Below are 18,342 nucleotides of genomic sequence, written 5' to 3' on the forward strand. Positions count from 1 at the left end.
CGGGAACCCAAGTACGCGCTGCAGGCACCGCAAACAAATTGGGCCCCCGCCTGCGCGGGGGCGACGTCAGTTTGCCCGCGCGTCCAATCAGTTTGCCCGCGCTTCCAATAACCCCGTGATCGCCGCCAGCAACGCATCCTCCTGGAACGGCTTGCCGAAATAGGCGTCGACGCCGAGGCCCAGCGCGACGTTGCGGTGCTTGTCCGCCGTGCGCGACGTGATCATGATGATCGGCAGCGACGCCGTGGCCTCGTTGCCGCGCACGTGGCGGGTGAGGTCGAAGCCGTCCATGCGCGGCATCTCGATATCGACCAGCATCAGGTCGGGCCGCGTCTCCTGCATCTGTTCGAGCGCGTCGACGCCGTCCTTGGCCAGCAGCACGCGATAGCCTTCGCGCTCCAGCAGGCGCTGGGTGACCTTGCGCACGGTGAGCGAATCGTCCACGACCATGATCGTCGCGATGCGCGCCGGCGCCGGCACGGGTTCCGCCGCGGCGGCGCTCACGCGGCCGGGACGAACGCCCTGGGCGGCCAGCTGCACGGGATCGAGGATCAGCACGATCTCGCCCGAACCGAGCACGGTGGCGCCGGCGATGCCCGGCATGCGCGCCAGTTGCGGTCCGATGTTCTTGATGACGACTTCGCGATTGCCCAGCACCTCGTCCACCCGCAGCGCGATGCGCGTGTTGCCGCGCCTGAGGACCAGCACCGGCGACGAGCGCTGGCCGCCGCGCTGTTCCCACGCTTCGCCCGGCTCGTGCAGCAGCGCCGGCAGGTAGTGCAGCGGGATGCTCTCGCCATGCACGCCGATCGTCCCGGTGTCTTCGGCCGCTTGCAGGTCGGCCTCGCGCACCTGCAGCACCTGCTCGACCAGCACGGCCGGCAGCGCATGCGTGCGCGTGCCGCTGGCCACGAGCACGACCTGCGTGACGGCCAGCGTGAGCGGTAAATGGATGGCGAAGGCGGCACCGCGCCCTTGCGTCGTCTCGACGTCGACGCGGCCGCCCAGCGCCCGCGCTTCCGAGCGCACGACGTCCATGCCGACGCCGCGGCCGGCCAGTTCCGTCAGCGTGTCCGCCGTCGAAAAGCCCGGCTCGAACACCAGCTCGGCGGCGTCCTGGTCGGCCACTTCTTCGCCGTCGGCCAGCAGGCCGGTGGCCGCCGCCTTGGCGCGGATCCGGGCCAGGTCGAGGCCGGCGCCGTCGTCGGCGAAGCGGATCTCGACCTCGTTGCCCTGCTGGCTCACCTGCACGAGCAGCTCGCCCGTCTCCGGCTTGCCGGCGGCGACACGCACGTCGCGCGGCTCGATGCCGTGCACGATGGCGTTGCGCAGCAGGTGTTCGAACGGCGCGGCCATGCGTTCCAGCACGCTGCGGTCGATCTCGACGCCGCCGCCGCGGATGTCGAGGTTGACGCGCTTGTCGGTTTCCTTGGCCGTCTGGCGCGCCACGCGGAACAGGCGTTCGGACAGGCTGGCGAACGGCACCATGCGCACCCGCATCAGGTCGCGCTGCAGCTCGCGCGTGAGGCGCGATTGCGCGGTGAGGTCGTCGGCCGCCGCTTCCACCGTGCGCGCGAGGCCGTCGTGGAACGAGCCGACGTCGTTCACGCTCTCGGCCATCATGCGCGTCAATTCCTGCAGGCGCGTGAAGCGGTCGAATTCGAGCGGATCGAATTCGCGCTCGCCGGAAATCGACAGCCGCGACGCGATCTGCGACTCGGCCTGCACCTCCACCTCGCGCAACTGGCGGCGCAGGTTGACGAGGTTGTCGGCGAAGTCGGACAGCATGTCCTTGAGCGCGCCGACCTGGGTTTCCAGTTTCGAGCGCGTGATCGACACCTCGCCGGCCTGGTTGACGAGGCGGTCGAGGATGTCGGCGCGCACGCGCACGAGCGGCGCGCGTGCGGCCTGCTCCTCCGCGGACGGCGCGGGCACGGGTGCGGGTGTGGGCGCGGCCGCCGCATCGAGCGGCGCCGCCGCCGGCTGCTGCAATTGCTCGAACAGCAGCTGCGCCTGGTCGTAGTTGGCGAGCAGTTCGTCGAAGGCGGCCGGATTCGTCGTCCCGGCGTGCAGCATGTTCTCGATCTGCGTTTCCAGCGCGTGCGTGTGCTGGCCGAGACGCATCGCGCCGGCCATGCGCGCGCTGCCCTTGACCGTGTGCAGGGCGCGCAGCAGGCCTTGCGCGACGGCCGCGTCGGCCGGGTTCTGCTGCCACTGGCGCAGCCCGTTGCCGATCTGCGGCAGCAGGTCCGCCGCTTCTTCCATGAAGACGGGCAGCAGATCCGGGTCGAGCTCGTCGACGAAGACCGGTTCGGCGGCCAGGACGTTGTCGGATTCGGTCGCGGACAGGGGTTCGGGCTGCGGTTCCGGCTCGGGTTCGGGTTCGGGCTGCGGCTCGGGTTCCGGCACGTCGAACAACGCGTCCATGTCGATGACGTCGCCAGCGTCCGGCTGCGCCGGCGCGGGGACGGATTCGAGCGCGGGCGCCGCGAACGGTTCGTCGAAATACGAATCGAACAGGTCGTCGACGGCGCTCACGGCCGGGTCCTCCTGGCGCGGTGCCGGTGGGCGCGGCGCCAGCTCCGTGCTGGCCGGCAGCGCCAGCGGGCCGCCCGCCAGCGGCGGATCGGCCACGATGCTGGCATAGGTGGCGGCGAACAGCGCGTCCAGGCGCTGCGCCAGCTCCGGGTCGGCGCCGTCGAACACGGCATCGGCGCGGGCTTTCCCCAGCTCGTCGCGCAGCGCTTCCAGGCGCGCCAGCAGTTCCGGCTGCGCGGGCGCCAGCTCACCGAGCGCGAACACCTGCAGCATCACGCGCACGCGCTCCACCGTCTCGTCCAGCAGGTCGAACTGCGTACCGGCCAAAGGCGGCACGGCCACCTGCAGCGCTTCTTCCAGCGCCACGGCCAGTTCGCGCAGCGCGTTGAAGCCGACGGTGGCGGACGTGCCGCCCAACGTGTGCGCAGCCGTCACGGCCTGCGGCGTCACGGCGCGCAGCGGTTCCGCGCGCCAGTTGGCGAAATCGTCGGCCAGCGTGCGCACCAGCTCCTCGGTCTCGCCGAGGTAGATGTTATACAGCGGCAGCGGGATTTCCAGATCGCCCACATGCCGCACGTTCGCTTCGGACACGGGAAATGCCAGCACGTTGCCCGGCAACTCGGCCGACGACAGGGCCGGCAGCGGCGCGGGCGCCTCGTCCGGCGCGACGTCGAAGCCGGCGGCGGGCTCGATCGGTTCCGGCGCCGCGCTCAAAAGCGCCGCATCGTCGTCCACCAGCCCGGCCGCGGCAACCGCGTCGAGCGCGCCCACCGTCTCCGGCACCAGTTCCGCCGGCGCATCGGCCGCCGGTACGTAGGGCGCCGACACGAGCGGCGCCGGCGCGTCGGTTGGCGCGAGCGGCCCGCCGTCCTGCACGCGCGCGGCAGCGCGCACGAGCGCCTCGCCGTCGCGCGGCGACCCGCCCGCCGCCAGCTCGTCGACCCACGCCGCCAGCTCGGCATGCGCGTGCGCGAGCAGCGCCAGCAGATCGGGCGTCGCGGCGCGCGCTTCGGCCAGCCACAGGTTCATGACCTTTTCGATGGCGGCGGCAGCGGCCGCGAACCGTTCGAGGCCGACCATGCGGCTGCTGCCCTTGAGCGTGTGGAAGCCGCGGCGCAGGCGCGTCAACGTGTCCTGGTCGGCCGGATTGGCTTGCGCGGCCGGCAGTGCGGCGCCGACGACGTCCAGCACGTCGCGCGCTTCGCCGATGAAGATCTCCAGCAGTTCCGCTTCGACCGCATCCTGCTGCGGCTGCGGCGCCGGTTCAGCGGGCAGCGGCGCCGCGGCGGGCTCGGGGGCCGCGGCCGCTCCCTGATATTGCAGTTCGCCGAACAGGCCCGCAGCGGCATCGAAGCGGAAGCGCTTGCGCGCCCCGTCCACGTTCTGCGCCAGCGCGTCCGTGAAGAAGCCGAGCGCGCCGATATTCCGGGCCAGGTTGTCCAGCACGGCGCCGCGCGTGGCGGCATCCGGCTGTGCGTCGACGAGCATGCGCACCCGGGCGCGCACGTGGTCGACGGCCTGCGTGGCCTGGTCCTGGTCGAGGATCGCCAGCGCGCCCTGCAACTGGTGCAGCAGCGGGTCGACCTGCTGGAGGGACGCGACGCGCGCCGGGTCTTCGTAGTATTCGTCGATATGCTTCTCGACCTGGCGCAGGCCCGTGCGGATCTCGCCCGCCAGCACGGCCACGGTCTGGCCCTGCTGCAGTTCGCGCGCCATCTCGCCGTGCCAGGCCGGGGCGTCCGGCGGGGTCTCGCCGTGCGCCAGCGCGAGCAGGCGCTGGCCGACGGCCTCCGCATGCTGCCCGAAGTCGTCGGGCAGCTGGCGCACCTGGTCCAGGCCATGCTCCACGAACAGCATGGCCTCCGCCATTTCGAGGCTGAACTGGTCGCTGCGGCCGCCCGTTATCGATTCGCTGGCGGCCTGGCCCAGTTCGCGCAGCAGGTTCGCCAATGCCGGCGCCCCCAGCTTCTCGCTGGCGCCGGCCAGTTTCGACAGGGCGTCGTTGAAGCTGCCGCCCTCGACCTCGCCGCCTTCGGTGGCGACGCGGTCCCAGCCCTGCTTGGTCTCGATCAGCGCTTCCTTGGCATCCTTCAGCACCTCCGGATCGACGCGGCCGTAGCGGCGCTCCAGATAGTCCGGCGGCACCTGGCCGCCGACGTGGTACGCATCGCGCAGCCGGCGCGCGTCCGGCGTCGGTTCGGGCGCGGCGGCGATGAAGAACAGCGCATCGAGCAGCAGCGCGTCAGGCAGCTCGGCATGGCCCTGCGCCTGGCGCCGCAATTGCAGGTTGACCTGGCCGAACAGCTGCTTCACGTACAGGTCGGGCGCCACCTGGCCGGTAGCGACGAGGTCCGCGACGGCCTGCAGCGCCAGCCAGAACGCATGCGCTTGCGCCTGCGGCTGGCCATCGACGACGCCCGCCAGCGCGTCGCGCATGGCCGCCGCCTGGGCGCGCCGGGCATCGTCGTCGGGGCTGCGCAGGAACAGCAGCAGCGCCTTTTCGAATTGCGCGCGGGTCGCGGCGTAGTCCGGCAGCGGGCCGGCACCGCCGCCCGGCAGCAGGGCCGGTGCGAGGTCCGTCACGAGCATCTGGCCCGGATGCACGCGCTCCACGCCCAGCATTTCCTGCAGCGCGCGATAGTACGGGAACAGCCGCACGGGCTGCGGCGCGGCGCCGTCCAGCAATTCTTCGAGGTATTCGACGAGCGCCCGGTAGGCCTCGCCGACGACGGCGGTCCGGCCGTCGTCGAGCGCCAGCGCGCCGTCCTTGAAGCGGTCGATGACCTGCTCGGCCGCTTCGCTCAGGCGCAGGGCGCCGGCGACGTCGACCATCTGCAGGGCGCCGTGGGCCTGGTGCAGGTGCGACTTGGCATGCAGCAGAAGGGTCGGCTGCGCTTCCGGACTGCGGCCGGACGCGTCCTGCAGCGCCTTGGCGGAGCGCCCGAGTGCATCGCGGATTTCCCCGATGACCCAGGAGAGAGGGCCGGTGTCGAAAGGCGGTGCGGCGGACGCGTGCGAAAGCTGGGTCATGTAGGCAAAAGGTTCGGGGCTCAGGCGGCGACGCGGAAGCGCGACACCGAATTCTTCAGTTCCTGCGCGAGTTCCGCCAGCTGCCGGATCGACTGCGCCGTCTGCTGCGTGCCGCCCTGTGCCTGTTCGGTGATCGCGAGGATGTGCTGCATATTATGCGCCACACCGTTCGCGGACGTCGCCTGCAGGCCCGCCGCGACCGCCATTCCCTGGATCAGCTCCGCCAGCCGGTTCGACACGCGCGAGATGTCCGCCAGCGCCGCGCCGGCCGCGTCGGTCACGCGCGCGCCCTCGACGACGCCCTGCGTCGACTTTTCCATCGCCGCCACGGCGTCGTGCGTGTCGGTCTGGATGGTGCGCACCAGCGCGCCGATCTGCTTGGCCGCTTCGGCCGACCGTTCCGCCAGCCGCTGCACCTCTTCCGCCACGACCGAAAAGCCGCGTCCCGCCTCGCCGGCGGATGCGGCCTGGATCGCGGCGTTCAGCGCCAGCACGTTGGTCTGTTCCGTGATGTCGGAAATGAGCTCGGTGATCTCGCCGATCTCCTGCGACGATTCGCCCAGGCGCTTGATGCGCTTGGAGGTTTCCTGGATCTGCTCGCGGATCTCGCCCATGCCGCGGATGGCGTTCTGCACCGCGGTCGCGCCCTGCTCCGCCGCCGCCACCGACTGGCGCGCCACCTCGGCCGATTCCTTCGCGGAGCTGGACACGTCGGTGATCTCGCCCGCCATGCGCAGCATCGTGGACGACGTGTCCTGGATTTCGCGCGCCTGCTGGCCCGCGGCGACGAGCAGCCGGCTCGACACCAGTTGCGCGTCGTTCGAGGCCTGCGTCACCTTTTCCGCCGTGGCGATCACGCGCACGACGAGGCCGCGCAATTCCTCGACCGTGTAGTTGACCGAGTCGGCGATGGCGCCCGTGATGTCTTCCGACACGGTGGCGTACACGGTGAGGTCGCCGTCCGCCACTTCCTGCAATTCGTTCATCAGGCGCAGGATCGCGGCCTGGTTCTGGTCGTTGGTCGCCTTGGCTTCCTCTTCCTTGGCCTGGGCCAGCAGGCGCATCGCGTCCGCTTCCTGGCGGCGCGCGTCGGCGCCGCGGGTGCGGTTGCGCGAATCCTGCAGCATCACGCGCGAGATGCTGCCCGCCGTGACGAGGGTGAAGATCGACGCCGCCACGAGCAGCCAGAACCAGCCGCCCGCGCTGCCTTCGCCCATGCGGTACGACGCCTGCAGGTCGGTCAGCTGGCGGCGCAGCGCCTCGTTGTCGCGGTAGATGGCCTGCTCGGCGGCCTTGGCGGCCGTCATGTCGGACAGTTTGTCGAGGAAGGTCGAGATCAGCTTCTGGCAGATGTCGAATTTCGATTGCACTTCTTCCAGCTTGCTCCGCAGGTCCGGGTCGCGCAGCGGCGCCAGGCCCAGCGCGGCGCTGCCGTTCAGGAGGCCGTCGACGGTGGCGCGGAAGGTCGTCGTGTCGTGGCCCATCTGGAACGCGGTCTCGGGGCGGATGCCGCCCGACGTCAGGAATTCGCTGGCGCTGCGCGACAGGCGCTGCGTCAGCATCATCATGCGGCCCAGCGCGGCCAGTTCGCGCGCGCTGCCGCCGCGCGCCGTGCGCTCGGTGAGGACGGATTCCGTCAGCGCCAGCATGTCCGGCGCCAGGATGTCGAGCTGCTTGAGGTTCTTGTCGAAGGCGACGAGCTCCGGCTTCATCTTGAGGATGCTGGTTGCCGCCGCGTCGGACACGTGCCACTTCTTGCGCACCGTGGCCAGCTGCGATGCCAGGTCGCCCGTCGATGCGGGGATCGGATTGCCGTTGAAATCGCCGCCGCGGGCCAGCAGGTCGAGGTCGTGCGACAGGGCGATGCGGCTGTCCTGCAGCTGCGTGAACGCGTCCGGCACGCCCTGCATCGCGTTCGGCGCGGCCTTGCCGACGCGCTGCGAGTGCATCAGCGCTTCGCTGGCGATCTGGGTCTGGCTGCTGGCGATCGCGCCGCTGCCGGCATTGCGCCACAGCGCCAGCAGGGTGAGGAGGATGCCGATGGCGATGGCGACGAGCAGGATGCGCAACTGGCGCGGCAGCGACAGGTGGCCGATCAGCGGCAGGCTGAGGTCATCGTCGTCCGCCGCGGCAGCGGCCGCATCGGCCGCGCCGCGCGGCTTGCGCCGGACGGGCAGGCCCAGGCGCAGCGCCGCGTCGTCCGCGGAACCCGTCGCCGCGGTGCCGCCGGCGGGGCCCGCCGGAATCGCAGGCGGGACCGCCGGCAGCGTGCCGACGCCGAACTGCGTGTCCGGCGACGCCAGCACGGTGCCGGTTTCCTCCGTGCGCGCCTGCGCGTCGCCGCCCCCGTTCTTGGGGAAGAAATTCATCGACAGTTTGGATGCGAATCCCATTCCAGCTCCAGTGCAAAACCTGTTGTGATTGTTTAGCGTGCGACCTGCAGGAAGCGTTCCTCGCGCGCGAGGGCGGCCAGCGACAGCGGCGTCCATTCCTGGCCTTCGGCATCGCGCAGGCCGCCGTCGGCGGGCGCCATGTCGGCCGCGTGGCGCAGGCCCACCACGCGCCCGACCAGCAGGGCGCACGGGAATCCGAGGCTCGGCGCGAACGTCACGAGGCGCGCGCCGGCGCCCGGCAGCGCGTTCGGCGCGCCATCCGGCTCGAGGTAGCGCGCCAGGTCGACGACGCCCAGCAGGCTGCCGCGGACGTTCGCGAGGCCGAGATACCACGGCTGCGTGAGCGGCACGGCGGCCAGCGGCGGCAGCGGCACGATCTCGCCGGCTTCGACGAGGTCCAGCAGGTAGCGCACGCCGCCGATCTCCACGCCCAGCTGGTGCGCGCGCGCGCCGCTGCTCGTGCGCGCGGCCTGCATGCGCTCGAGCAGCTGCTCCTGGTACTGGCGCAGGCGGGCGCGCCGTGCCGCGCCTTTCTGTGCGCCGGCGTCGCTGGCGTCCATGTCAGGCGCCGAGCGCTGCGATCGTGGCCAGCAGCCGGACCGGGTCGACCGGCTTGACGAAATAATCCTTCGCGCCCTGGCGCATGCCCCAGATGCGGTCCGTTTCCTGGTTCTTGCTGCTGCAGATGATGACGGGGACGGACGCCAGTTCCGGATCGCGCGCGATCGAGCGCGTCACCTGGAAGCCGTTCGCGCCGGGCATCACGACGTCCATCAGGATCAGCTCCGGACGGTCGGCGCGGATCTTGGCCAGCGCCTCCTCGCCGTTGTCGGCGGTCGTCACGGTGAAGCCGTTGCGCACGAGGATGTCGGTCAGGTAATAGCGTTCGGTCGGCGAATCGTCGACGATCAGGATTTTTTGTATGGCCACGGTGGGCTCCGCATCGTTGGGTTCAGGCGCTGCCGGCGCCGCCTTGCGCATGGTCGCGCACGGCCGCCAGCAGGCTGTCTTTGGAAAAAGGTTTGGTCAGGTAGGCGCTCGAGCCCACCATCGCGCCGCGCGCGCGGTCGAACAGGCCGTCCTTGGACGACAGCATGACGACCGGCGTGGCATGGAATTTCGCGCTCTTCTTGATCAGCGCGCAGGTCTGGTAGCCGTCGAGGCGCGGCATCAGGATGTCGCAGAACACCAGCGCGGGCTGGTGGTCGTTGATCTTGGCCAGCGCGTCGAAGCCGTCCTCGGCCAGCACCACCCGGTAGCCGGCCTGTGTCAGGAAAATCTCGGCGGACCGACGGATCGTGTTGCTGTCGTCGATCACCATGATCGTCAAGCCTGTCGGTTGCGTCGTCATATTCGTTTCACTTCAGCATGAACCCGCAAGATAGCATAGGGTCTGGGCCTTGTGCATGAAGTGTTGCAATGCGTCAACTCACCGACACGCGCTTCATTGAATGGATGACATGAAAGATTGGCGAGACGTCACCGCTAGTTAATCAAAGAGCAAACGAATCGGGCCGGATCGCGCTCAGATCGCGGTCATCTCGAAATCGTCCTTGCGCGCGCCGCATTCCGGGCACGTCCAGTTCATGGGCACGTCGGCCCAGCGGGTGCCGGGTGCAATGCCGTCGTCGGGGGCGCCGGCGGCTTCGTCGTAGACCCAGCCGCAGATCAGGCACATCCAGGTCTGATACACCTGTGTTTCAGTACTCACGTTCGATTCCTCTTTTCAGTTCAGTGTTAGCCTATCGGTCCCCATCAGATAAAATGGGGGGCGAGGTATCTTAATCTAACACGCTGTGCAAAACCAACAGTCTCCACTCATCCTCACGTTCGGCCCCTCCGATCCTGTCGGGGCGCTGGGCATCCAGTCCGACGTGACCGTCTTCGCCATGCATGGCTGCCACGCCCTGTCGGTCGTGACCGGCCTGCTCGTGGCCGATTCCGCGCGCGTCGACGACATCCAGCCCACCGACCATTCATTCGTCGTCGAACAGGCGCGCATGCTCCTCGAGGACATGCCGGTGTCCGCCATCAAGATCGGGACGATGGCCAGCCTGGAACAGATCGCCGCGATCGCGGAGATCGTGTCCGACTACGCCGACGTGCCGCTCGTGCTCGATCCGTTCACGTCCTCGCTGCCCGATTGCGGCACGCGCGACGACGACATGATGACGCTCATCCATCAACTGCTCGTGCCGCAGGCCAGCGTGCTCATGCTGTCGCAACCGGAACTGGCGCGCTTCGCCGACTGCTGGCGCGACCCGGCCAGCCTGGCCACCGTCGCCGAGGACGCGGCGGACCTGACCGGCATCGGCTGCGGCCACGTGCTCGTGACGGGCACCGGCGGCGGCGACGGCACCCGCTGCAACGAGCTGTACGACCCGGACGGCCTGGCCATCGCCCTGCCCTGGGCGCAACTGCTGCCCGGCCCGTTCGTCGGCGCCGGCAACACGCTGTCGGCCGCGCTGGCGGCACGCATGGCGCGCGGCGCCGGCGCCCAGGAGGCCCTGGCGGGCGCCCAGGACTACGTCACCGGCGCCCTCGTCAACGCCTGCCGCTTCGGCATGGGCCGGCTGATTCCGAACAATATCTTCCGCGCCCCCGGCGCGGCCTGCTAAATCCAAGAACACTATGACCGCAACCCCGAACACCACCTCCCGGAACGACATCCTGTTCGCCCGCGCCCAGCAGACCACGCCGGGCGGCGTGAACTCGCCCGTGCGCGCCTTCCGCTCCGTCGGCGGCACGCCGCGCTTCATCACCCGCGCCGAAGGGCCGTATTTCTGGGATGCGGACGGCAAGCGCTACATCGACTACATCGGCTCCTGGGGCCCGGCCATCGTCGGCCACACCCATCCGAAGGTCGTGAAAGCCGTGCAGGACGCGGCCGCGCGCGGCCTGTCGTTCGGCGCGCCGACCGAGGGCGAAATCGAGATCGCCGAGGAAATCTGCCGCCTCGTGCCGTCGATCGAGCAGGTGCGCCTCGTTTCGTCCGGCACGGAAGCGACGATGAGCGCGCTGCGCCTGGCGCGCGGCGCCACCGGTCGCGACAAGATCGTCAAGTTCGAAGGCTGCTACCACGGCCACGCCGATTCCCTGCTCGTCAAGGCCGGCTCGGGCCTGCTCACGTTCGGCAATCCGACGTCGGCCGGCGTGCCGGAAGACTTCGTCAAGCACACGCTCGTCCTCGACTACAACAACGTCCCGCAGCTGGAAGACGCGTTCCAGTCGATGGGCGACACCATCGCCTGCGTGATCGTGGAAGCCGTGGCCGGCAACATGAACCTGATCCGCGCGACGCCGGAATTCCTGCACCGCATGCGCGAACTGTGCACCGAATACGGCACGGTCCTGATCTTCGACGAGGTGATGTCGGGCTTCCGCGTCGGCCTCGGGGGCGCGCAGGGACTGTACGGCATCACGCCGGACCTGACGGCGCTGGGCAAGGTCATCGGCGGCGGCATGCCGGTCGCTGCCTTCGGCGGCCGCGCCGACCTGATGCAGAAGATGGCGCCGATCGGCCCCGTCTACCAGGCCGGCACGCTGTCCGGCAACCCGGTCGCCGTCGCCGCCGGCATGACGACCTTGCAACTGATCCAGGAACCGGGCTTCTACGAACACCTCACTGCGCAGACGGCGAAGCTGGTCGACGGCCTGTCCGCCGCCGCGCGGGAAGCGGGCATCGCGTTCTGCGCGGATGCCGTCGGCGGCATGTTCGGCATGTATTTCGCGGACGCAATCCCGTCCACCTACGGCCAGATGATGGCCGGCGACAAGGAGCGCTTCAACCGTTTCTTCCACGGCATGCTGGACGAGGGCGTGTACTTCGCCCCGGCCATGTTCGAGGCCGGCTTCGTGTCGGCGGCGCACGACGACGGCGTGATCAACGAAACCGTCGACGCGGCCCGCCGCGTGTTTGCCCGCATCGCGTAGGGTGGGCACCCCGTGCCCACGCGTGACGTTGGCGTCAAGTTGGCGTCAGGCTGGCGTCAAGTCGGCGTTACGCTCAATGTAGCGCACCCGGCGTTGCCGCCACGACGCACACGTCCGCGTGGGCACAGTGTGCCCACCCTACATCCGGCGCGGCCCTTCCGGCCGCGCGCCCGTTTTCATCGCGCCAGGCCCACATGCCGTTCAAGCTTTTCCGCCGCCTCACCGACAACGCCACCCTGAAATCGCTCGGCCCCGGCCTGATCACCGGCGCCGCGGACGACGATCCATCCGGCATCGCCACCTATTCGCAGGCCGGCGCCCAATTCGGCTTCAACACGCTGTGGACGCTCGTGCTGACCTACCCGTTCATGGTCGGTATCCAGCTCGTGTCGGCCCGCATCGGCCGCGTGACGGGGCGCGGGCTGGCGGCCAACATCCGGCGCGCGTATTCGCCCTGGCTGCTGTATGTGATCGTCGCCCTGCTGCTCGTCGCCAACGTGATCAACATCGCGGCCGACATCGCCGCGATGGGCGAGGCGCTGCGCCTCGTGACCGGCGCGGCGTCCGGCCAGCCGTACGCCCTCGGCTTCGGCGTGCTGTGCCTCGTGCTGCAGGTATTCATGCCGTACGCCACGTACGTGCGCTATCTGAAATGGCTGACGCTGGGCCTGCTGGCCTATGTCGCGACGGCGTTCGCCGTGCACATGCCCTGGACGGAAGTGTTCGCGCGCACCGTCTGGCCGCATTTCACGTTCACGAAGGATTCCGTCGCGCTCATCGTCGCCGTGTTCGGCACGACGATCAGTCCCTACCTGTTCTTCTGGCAAGCGTCGCAGGAAGTCGAGGAAATCCGCAACGACCACCACACGCGCGCCCTGCGCACGCGCCCGCGCGACGCCGCCGCCCAGCTCCGGCGCATCAAGGCCGACACGCTGATCGGCATGGGCTTTTCCAACATCGTCGCCTTCTTCATCATGCTGACGACGGCCGTCACGCTCGGCGCGCACGGCATCACGGACATCGAGTCCTCGAGCCAGGCGGCCGAGGCGCTGCGTCCGGTGGCGGGCGAATTCGCGTTCTTCGCATTTGCGCTGGGCATCATCGGCACGGGCATGCTCGCCGTGCCCGTACTGGCCGGCTCGGCCGCCTACGCCGTCACCGAGAGCTTCCGCTGGCGCAACGGCATGGATCTGAAAGTCGTGGAGGCGCGCGAGTTCTACGGCCTCATCGCCCTCGCGACCCTGGGCGGCGTGCTGCTCGACTTTGCCCCGATCCACCCGATCGAGGCGCTCGTGCTGTCGGCGCAGATCAACGGCGTCATCGCCGTGCCGATCATGGCCGTCATGATGCTGCTTGCGCATAACCGCAAGATCATGGGCAGCTACACCCTGTCGACGCGCCACACCGTCATCGGCTGGGCCGGCGTGGCGATCATGCTGGTGGCGGTGGTCGCGATGTTCGCGACGCTGTGATCCCCCACGCGTGGGGCTGCACCTGCGCGGCCCCGCGGCATACGATGCGCTCCTCAATGCACACACCGTTCAGGAGCCGCATCATGCAAACCACGACCGTTTCTTCCCTCCCGCAACCGCAGTTCTCGCGCGCCGGCATCATCTGGCTCAAGCTGGCCGTCGTCTACCTCATCGTCGGCATTTCGCTCGGCATCGCGATGGGCGCCAGCCAGAATTTCACGCTGCGTCCCGTCCACGCCCACATCAACCTGCTGGGCTGGACGACGATGGCGCTGGCCGGCCTGATCTACAGCGTGTTTCCCAAGGCCGGCGAGAGCCGCCTGGCGCGGCTGCATTTCTGGCTGCTGAACCTGGCGCTGCCCGTCATGATGGGCGCGCTCTCCATGCTGCTGTTCGGCCACGTCGGCATCGCCCCGCTGCTCGCGGTCTCGGAAATCATCGCCGCGCTGGCCATCGTCGCGTTCGCGGCGAATCTGTTCCTGAACCTGAAGCAGTGAGGCTGCCCTCTGCGGTTATACTTGCCCGGATAATAAAACCGGAAGAGGCACGACGCATGGCTGTTCATCCCGCTCGATTGTCCTGTGCCGCGCTGGCCGCGGCGGGTCTGTTCGCCGTCGCGTCGCCTTCGACCGGGGCGCCGGACCGCGCCGCATCGGTCAACCCGCCAGGAACCAGCATGGAAAAGAAAACCGTCCCGCTCGACACCATCACGCGCCAGGAGCAGGCGCTGCAATTCACGTCCTTCGACAACGACGCGGCGCTCGCGATCGGCAATAAAATCGTCGAGATGGCCAAGGCGGACAAGGTCGCCGTCACGATCGACGTCAGCGTCAACCGCAATCCGCTGTTTTTCCACGCGATGGCGGGCACGAGCCCGAACAACGCCGACTGGATCCGCCGCAAGAGCAACCTCGTGAACCGCACGGGCCACGCTTCGTTCTGGGTGCACACGCGAGCCGTCGAGCGCGGCCAGGACTTCGACAACCTGCCGACGTTCGACAGCAAGGACTACGCGGCCCACGGCGGCTCGTTCCCGATCGTCGTCAAGGGCACGGGGCAGATCGGCACGATCACCGTGTCCGGCCTTGCGGGCGTGGACGACCACGCGATGGTCGTGCGCGCGCTCAAGTGGTATCTGAAGGCGGACGACGTGCCGCTCTGATTATTTGAGCCAGCCGCGGTGGCGGAAGTAGAGGAAAGGCGCGATCGCGCTGACGACCATCAGGCCCAGCGACCAGCCATAGCCGAAGTGCCAGTGCAGCTCCGGCAGGAATTCGAAATTCATGCCGTAGATGCTGGCGATCAGCGTCGGCGGCAGGAAGGCGACCGAGGCCACCGAGAAGATCTTGATGATCTTGTTCTGGTTGATGTTGATGAAGCCGACGGTGGCGTCCATCAGGAAGTTGATCTTGTCGAAAAGGAATGAGGTGTGGCCGTCCAGCGATTCGATGTCGCGCAGGATCTGGCGCGCCTCTTCGAACTGGTCCGTATTCAGCAGGCGGCCGCGCATCAGGAAGCTGACCGCGCGGCGCGTGTCCATCATGTTGCGGCGGATGCGGCCGTTCAAGTCTTCCTCGTGGGCGATCGCATTCAGCGCGGAGGCCGCGTCCTGGTCGGTGAATTCCTTCTGCAGCACGCGCTGGCTGACGTTTTCCAGGCTTTCGTAGATGCCTTCCAGCGCGTCGGCAGAGTACTCGGCGTCGGTCGCGTACAGGTCCAGCAGCACGTCCATGTAATCCTCGATCGAGCCGGGACGCGAGCGCGCGCGCAGGCGCACGAGGCGGAACACGGGCAGGTCGTCCGTGTGGACCGAGAACAGGATTTTCTTGGCGAGGATGAACGCGACCGTCACGATGCGCGACGGGCCGTCCTCTTCCTCGCGCAGGAAATCGGTGCGCAGGTGCAGGTCGCCGTTTTCCGCCTCGTAGTAGCGGGCCGAGGCCTCGATGTCCTGGACTTCGTCCTCGCCGGGCAGGATCACGTCATAGGTCGCCTTGACCAGCGCGCGTTCCTCGTCCGTGGGGTCGGTCAGGTCGACCCAGACGGCAGGCGCGTTCTCCAGATCGGCCCGCGACGCGACGGGCACCTGGTTCAGTCGGCCATTTTGTAGGACAAATACGTTGATCATGCGCTGCTTTCTCGGCCGGATTCGGAAACAGCGCAAGTGTACCTGCAAGCCCTGAGGCCGGCCAGCCCAAACACCGGGGTCAGAGCCCGGTTTTAGGAAATAGCCGTTGAGAACATCGAATTGAGGCCGGGCCAACGCCGCCGCGCCTCATCAGCTTGCACTTGGCCTCACGAGGTTGCACTTGGTATCTTGCCAAAAATCGGGCTCTGACCCCGGTTCGTGCTGACCCCGGTTCGTGCCCCGGTTCAGGGGAGCTCGGCGGCGTTCATGCGGCGCTGGATGACGGCGGTGCGGCGCGCCAGGTAGTTGGTGTCGCGGTGGCGGTCGTAGAAGCGCGGGTTCGGCAGCATCACGGCCAGGCGCGCGCCCTGGGCCGGGTTCAGGTTCGCGGCCGACGTGTGGAAGTAGTGGCGCGCCGCGGCTTCGGCGCCGAACACGCCGCGGCCGAATTCGACCACGTTCAGGTAGATTTCCAGGATGCGTTCCTTGTCCATCACCGCTTCCAGCATGTAGGCGATGACGAGTTCCTGGCCCTTGCGCAGGTAGTTGCGCGAGCCGGACAGGAACAGGTTCTTGGCCAGCTGCTGGGTGATCGTCGAGCCGCCGCCCACGACCTTGTGCTTCTTGTTGTTGCGCTCGTACGCCCGTTCCAGCGCGTCCCAGTCGACGCCGTCGTGGTCGATGAAATTGGCGTCCTCGGAGGCGATCACGGCGCGTTTGAGGTTGTTCGAGATGCGCGCGTAAGGCACCCACACCCGTTCCAGCTTCGCGTTCGGGTTCTGCTCGCGCAGCGCCGCCAGCTGCTGGCGCATCATGCTCGTGGACGACGGGTTGAACTGCGTCCACCAGCACACCATCGCAAAGAAATACAGCTGCAGCAGGACGACGAACAGCAGCGGACCGAGGATGATCCATTTCAGCCAGCGCCGGCCGCCGGCCTTCGTGCGCACGAGCGCGGCCGCCTTGAGCGTGCCGATGCCGCTCATAGCCGCTCGCGCATGCGGGCCAGCACAGCCTTCGTCGACGGCCGAACGTTGCGCCAGATCCTGAAAGCTTCGGCGGCTTGTTCGACCAACATACCGAGGCCGTCGCGCGGAATAGCGCCATGCTTCGAGGCAAACGCCATGAACGGGCTCGGCGTCTTCCCATACATCATGTCCAGCGCCAGCGTTCCGGGCTGGAAGGCCCTCGCCGGCACCGGCGGCATGGTGGCGGACAGGCTCGACGACGTGGCGTTGACGACGACGTCGAACGGCTCCTCGATGTCATCGAACCCACGTGCGCGCAACTGGCCGCGCCGCTCGACCTGGCGCGAAAAATGATCGACGAGCGCATCGGCCGTCGCGCGCGTGCGGTTGGCAATGACGATCGCTTCCGGCTGCTCGCGCAGGAACGGCAGGATCACGCCGCGCGCCGCCCCGCCCGCGCCCAGCAGCAGGATGCGCTTGCCGCCCAGGGGCACGCCGGCGTTCTGCACGATGTCGGCCACGAGGCCCGGACCGTCCGTGTTGTCGCCGACGATCTCGCCGTTGTCGAAGCGCAGCGTGTTGACGGCGCCGGCCAGGCGCGCCCGCTCTTCCAGCCGGGTGGCCAGCGCGGCCGCTTCCAGCTTGAACGGGACCGTCACGTTGGCACCGCGATACCCTTGCGCGACGAGGTCGCGGACCGTATCGGCAAAGCCGTCGAGCGGCGCCAGGCAGCGCCCGTACGAGATGTCGTGGCCGGTCGCGGCCGCGAAGGCGGCGTGGATGTCCGGCGACTTGCTGTGGGCGATCGGGTTACCGATCACGCAATATTTATCGCTCATTCAATCTCCTGCATTCAGTCTGCCGTCAGCCATCAGCCGCCCCCGCGCAATTCCGCCTGCAGTTTTTCCTCGCGCGTGAATTTGAAGCGGGTGACGACGATCCACAAATCGTCCTTGTCGGTCGAGCGCATATTGGCCGGGAATTTGCCGAACGGCGCCGCCCGGCGCACGATGGACAGCGCGGCCTTGTCCAGCGCCGGGTTGCCGGAACTGCGTTCGATGCGCGGTCCGCCTTCCTTTTCGTAGAGGGTACCGTCCTGGAAGATCGGGATGTAGACGACCAGTTCGCCGTACAGCTTCTTCCCGTCCTGCTGCGGGAAGTTCAGCGTGCCGACCTCCTCCACGCGCTTCTGCATCGCCTTGTAATACATGGCGTAGCCGACTTCGCGCGTGCTGGGGCTGATGAACGTCTTCTTGGGGCGCTTGTTCTCGTCGGCGATGCGCTGGGTGATCTCGGCCGTCATGCGCGCGATGGCCCGGGTGGAATCGAGGGTGTCGGCGCCCGTGCGGCTGGGGTCCGGTTTGTCCTGTTCGGCCAGGGGCGCGCGGTTGAACTGCGACTGGCGCATCTTCGTCAGGACGCTTTTCTGCTGCAGTTCCAGGTCGGCGATGCGGCGCTGCAGCGCCTTGATGCTGTCGCCGTTCTCGATCTTGCGCAGGTCCGGCAGGGGCGACTGGGCGCGGCCGGCATCGGCATTGCCGCCGCCGTCCAGGTTGGCCTGCGCCAGCGCGTCGGCCTTGACGGGCGCGCGCGCATGCTTGGCGTTGACCAGGATGACCTCCAGGCCCGGATCGGCCGGCCGCAGCCGGAACGCATCCGGCGCGGCGAAGCGGATCGCCAGCAGGGCGGCGTGCGCCAGCACCGAACAGGCGATGGCGATCATCAGGGGACGGTTGTGTCGGAGGGTCTTCACGCGCTGCAGGGTGGGACGGTTGGGATCACGGAACTGCCCATTCTACCGTGCAGGCCAGGCGTGTGCGAGCCTTTAACGTCGGGTGGGCACCCTGTGCCCACCAAATGGCATCATGCCTGCTCGCCCG

The 18,342-nt window shown here is 68.6% G+C and carries 15 protein-coding genes; 5 read left to right on the top strand and 10 right to left on the bottom strand.

What is annotated here, in order from left to right; translation table 11 throughout:
* Positions 1-87: 87 nt before the first annotated feature.
* From ASC93_RS11440 to ASC93_RS11465, 6 genes are all read right to left on the bottom strand, one after another.
* A complete protein-coding gene (locus ASC93_RS11440; protein ID WP_056441396.1) occupies positions 88-5,568 on the bottom strand; it encodes an Hpt domain-containing protein in 5,481 nt (1,826 codons plus the stop codon).
* 20 nt (positions 5,569-5,588) lie between these two features.
* Positions 5,589-7,961 carry a methyl-accepting chemotaxis protein gene (locus tag ASC93_RS11445; RefSeq protein ID WP_056441398.1) on the bottom strand — a complete coding sequence of 791 codons (2,373 nt, stop codon included), beginning with the start codon at positions 7,959-7,961 and terminating at the stop codon, positions 5,589-5,591.
* Between the two features lie 32 nt (positions 7,962-7,993).
* A complete protein-coding gene (locus ASC93_RS11450) occupies positions 7,994-8,521 on the bottom strand; it encodes a chemotaxis protein CheW (protein WP_056441402.1) in 528 nt (175 codons plus the stop codon).
* 1 nt (position 8,522) lies between these two features.
* A complete protein-coding gene (locus tag ASC93_RS11455) occupies positions 8,523-8,891 on the bottom strand; it encodes a response regulator transcription factor (RefSeq protein ID WP_056441563.1) in 369 nt (122 codons plus the stop codon).
* A 22-nt stretch (positions 8,892-8,913) separates the two neighbouring features.
* Positions 8,914-9,312, bottom strand: coding sequence for a PleD family two-component system response regulator (locus tag ASC93_RS11460; RefSeq protein WP_056441405.1), 399 nt, complete (start codon positions 9,310-9,312; stop codon positions 8,914-8,916).
* 174 nt (positions 9,313-9,486) lie between these two features.
* Complete coding sequence (locus ASC93_RS11465) at positions 9,487-9,639, bottom strand: rubredoxin (RefSeq protein ID WP_029755924.1); 153 nt, start codon at positions 9,637-9,639, stop codon at positions 9,487-9,489.
* A gap of 118 nt (positions 9,640-9,757) precedes the next feature.
* Between ASC93_RS11465 and ASC93_RS11470 the strand changes: the two genes are divergently transcribed.
* From ASC93_RS11470 to ASC93_RS11490, 5 genes are all read left to right on the top strand, one after another.
* Complete coding sequence (locus ASC93_RS11470) at positions 9,758-10,579, top strand: bifunctional hydroxymethylpyrimidine kinase/phosphomethylpyrimidine kinase (protein ID WP_056441408.1); 822 nt, start codon at positions 9,758-9,760, stop codon at positions 10,577-10,579.
* Positions 10,580-10,592: 13 nt separating this feature from the next.
* Entirely contained in the window at positions 10,593-11,894 is a 1,302-nt protein-coding gene (gene hemL / locus ASC93_RS11475) for a glutamate-1-semialdehyde 2,1-aminomutase (RefSeq protein WP_056441411.1), read from the top strand.
* Between the two features lie 194 nt (positions 11,895-12,088).
* Positions 12,089-13,366 (top strand): NRAMP family divalent metal transporter, encoded by a 1,278-nt coding sequence (locus tag ASC93_RS11480; protein ID WP_056441414.1) that lies wholly within the window; start codon positions 12,089-12,091, stop codon positions 13,364-13,366.
* A gap of 83 nt (positions 13,367-13,449) precedes the next feature.
* The gene (locus ASC93_RS11485) at positions 13,450-13,863 is read left to right on the top strand and encodes a cytochrome-c oxidase (protein ID WP_056441418.1); all 414 of its coding nucleotides are present in this window, start codon (positions 13,450-13,452) and stop codon (positions 13,861-13,863) included.
* A 56-nt stretch (positions 13,864-13,919) separates the two neighbouring features.
* Positions 13,920-14,528: a heme-degrading domain-containing protein gene (locus ASC93_RS11490; protein WP_229412690.1), complete on the top strand. Its 609-nt coding sequence runs from the start codon at positions 13,920-13,922 to the stop codon at positions 14,526-14,528.
* On the opposite strand, the gene corA is transcribed toward ASC93_RS11490, so the two are convergent.
* From corA to ASC93_RS11510, 4 genes are all read right to left on the bottom strand, one after another.
* Positions 14,529-15,494 (bottom strand): magnesium/cobalt transporter CorA, encoded by a 966-nt coding sequence (corA, locus tag ASC93_RS11495; RefSeq protein ID WP_056441423.1) that lies wholly within the window; start codon positions 15,492-15,494, stop codon positions 14,529-14,531.
* Positions 15,495-15,739: 245 nt separating this feature from the next.
* Positions 15,740-16,480, bottom strand: coding sequence for a monofunctional biosynthetic peptidoglycan transglycosylase (gene mtgA / locus ASC93_RS11500; protein ID WP_056441426.1), 741 nt, complete (start codon positions 16,478-16,480; stop codon positions 15,740-15,742).
* Positions 16,477-17,301, bottom strand: coding sequence for a shikimate dehydrogenase (gene aroE, locus ASC93_RS11505; RefSeq protein ID WP_056441429.1), 825 nt, complete (start codon positions 17,299-17,301; stop codon positions 16,477-16,479). Before aroE ends, mtgA begins: the two co-directional genes overlap by 4 nt.
* Before the next feature lie 32 nt (positions 17,302-17,333).
* On the bottom strand, positions 17,334-18,185 hold the full coding sequence (locus ASC93_RS11510) for a TonB family protein (RefSeq protein ID WP_056441433.1): 852 nt from the start codon (positions 18,183-18,185) through the stop codon (positions 17,334-17,336).
* Positions 18,186-18,342 lie beyond the last annotated feature (157 nt).

It is taken from the genome of Massilia sp. Root335 (assembly GCF_001425685.1).
In the GTDB taxonomy this organism is placed as follows: Bacteria; Pseudomonadota; Gammaproteobacteria; order Burkholderiales; family Burkholderiaceae_D; genus Telluria; species Telluria luteola.

Coding starts and splice junctions, on each gene's coding strand:
- ASC93_RS11440 (WP_056441396.1), bottom strand. CDS start 5,568: ATGACCCAGCTTTCGCACGCGTCCGCCGCACCGCCTTTCGACACCGGC.
- ASC93_RS11445 (WP_056441398.1), bottom strand. CDS start 7,961: ATGGGATTCGCATCCAAACTGTCGATGAATTTCTTCCCCAAGAACGGG.
- ASC93_RS11450 (WP_056441402.1), bottom strand. CDS start 8,521: ATGGACGCCAGCGACGCCGGCGCACAGAAAGGCGCGGCACGGCGCGCC.
- ASC93_RS11460 (WP_056441405.1), bottom strand. CDS start 9,312: ATGACGACGCAACCGACAGGCTTGACGATCATGGTGATCGACGACAGC.
- ASC93_RS11465 (WP_029755924.1), bottom strand. CDS start 9,639: ATGTGCCTGATCTGCGGCTGGGTCTACGACGAAGCCGCCGGCGCCCCC.
- hemL (WP_056441411.1), top strand. CDS start 10,593: ATGACCGCAACCCCGAACACCACCTCCCGGAACGACATCCTGTTCGCC.
- ASC93_RS11480 (WP_056441414.1), top strand. CDS start 12,089: ATGCCGTTCAAGCTTTTCCGCCGCCTCACCGACAACGCCACCCTGAAA.
- ASC93_RS11485 (WP_056441418.1), top strand. CDS start 13,450: ATGCAAACCACGACCGTTTCTTCCCTCCCGCAACCGCAGTTCTCGCGC.
- ASC93_RS11490 (WP_229412690.1), top strand. CDS start 13,920: ATGGCTGTTCATCCCGCTCGATTGTCCTGTGCCGCGCTGGCCGCGGCG.
- corA (WP_056441423.1), bottom strand. CDS start 15,494: ATGATCAACGTATTTGTCCTACAAAATGGCCGACTGAACCAGGTGCCC.
- mtgA (WP_056441426.1), bottom strand. CDS start 16,480: ATGAGCGGCATCGGCACGCTCAAGGCGGCCGCGCTCGTGCGCACGAAG.
- aroE (WP_056441429.1), bottom strand. CDS start 17,301: ATGAGCGATAAATATTGCGTGATCGGTAACCCGATCGCCCACAGCAAG.
- ASC93_RS11510 (WP_056441433.1), bottom strand. CDS start 18,185: ATGATCGCCATCGCCTGTTCGGTGCTGGCGCACGCCGCCCTGCTGGCG.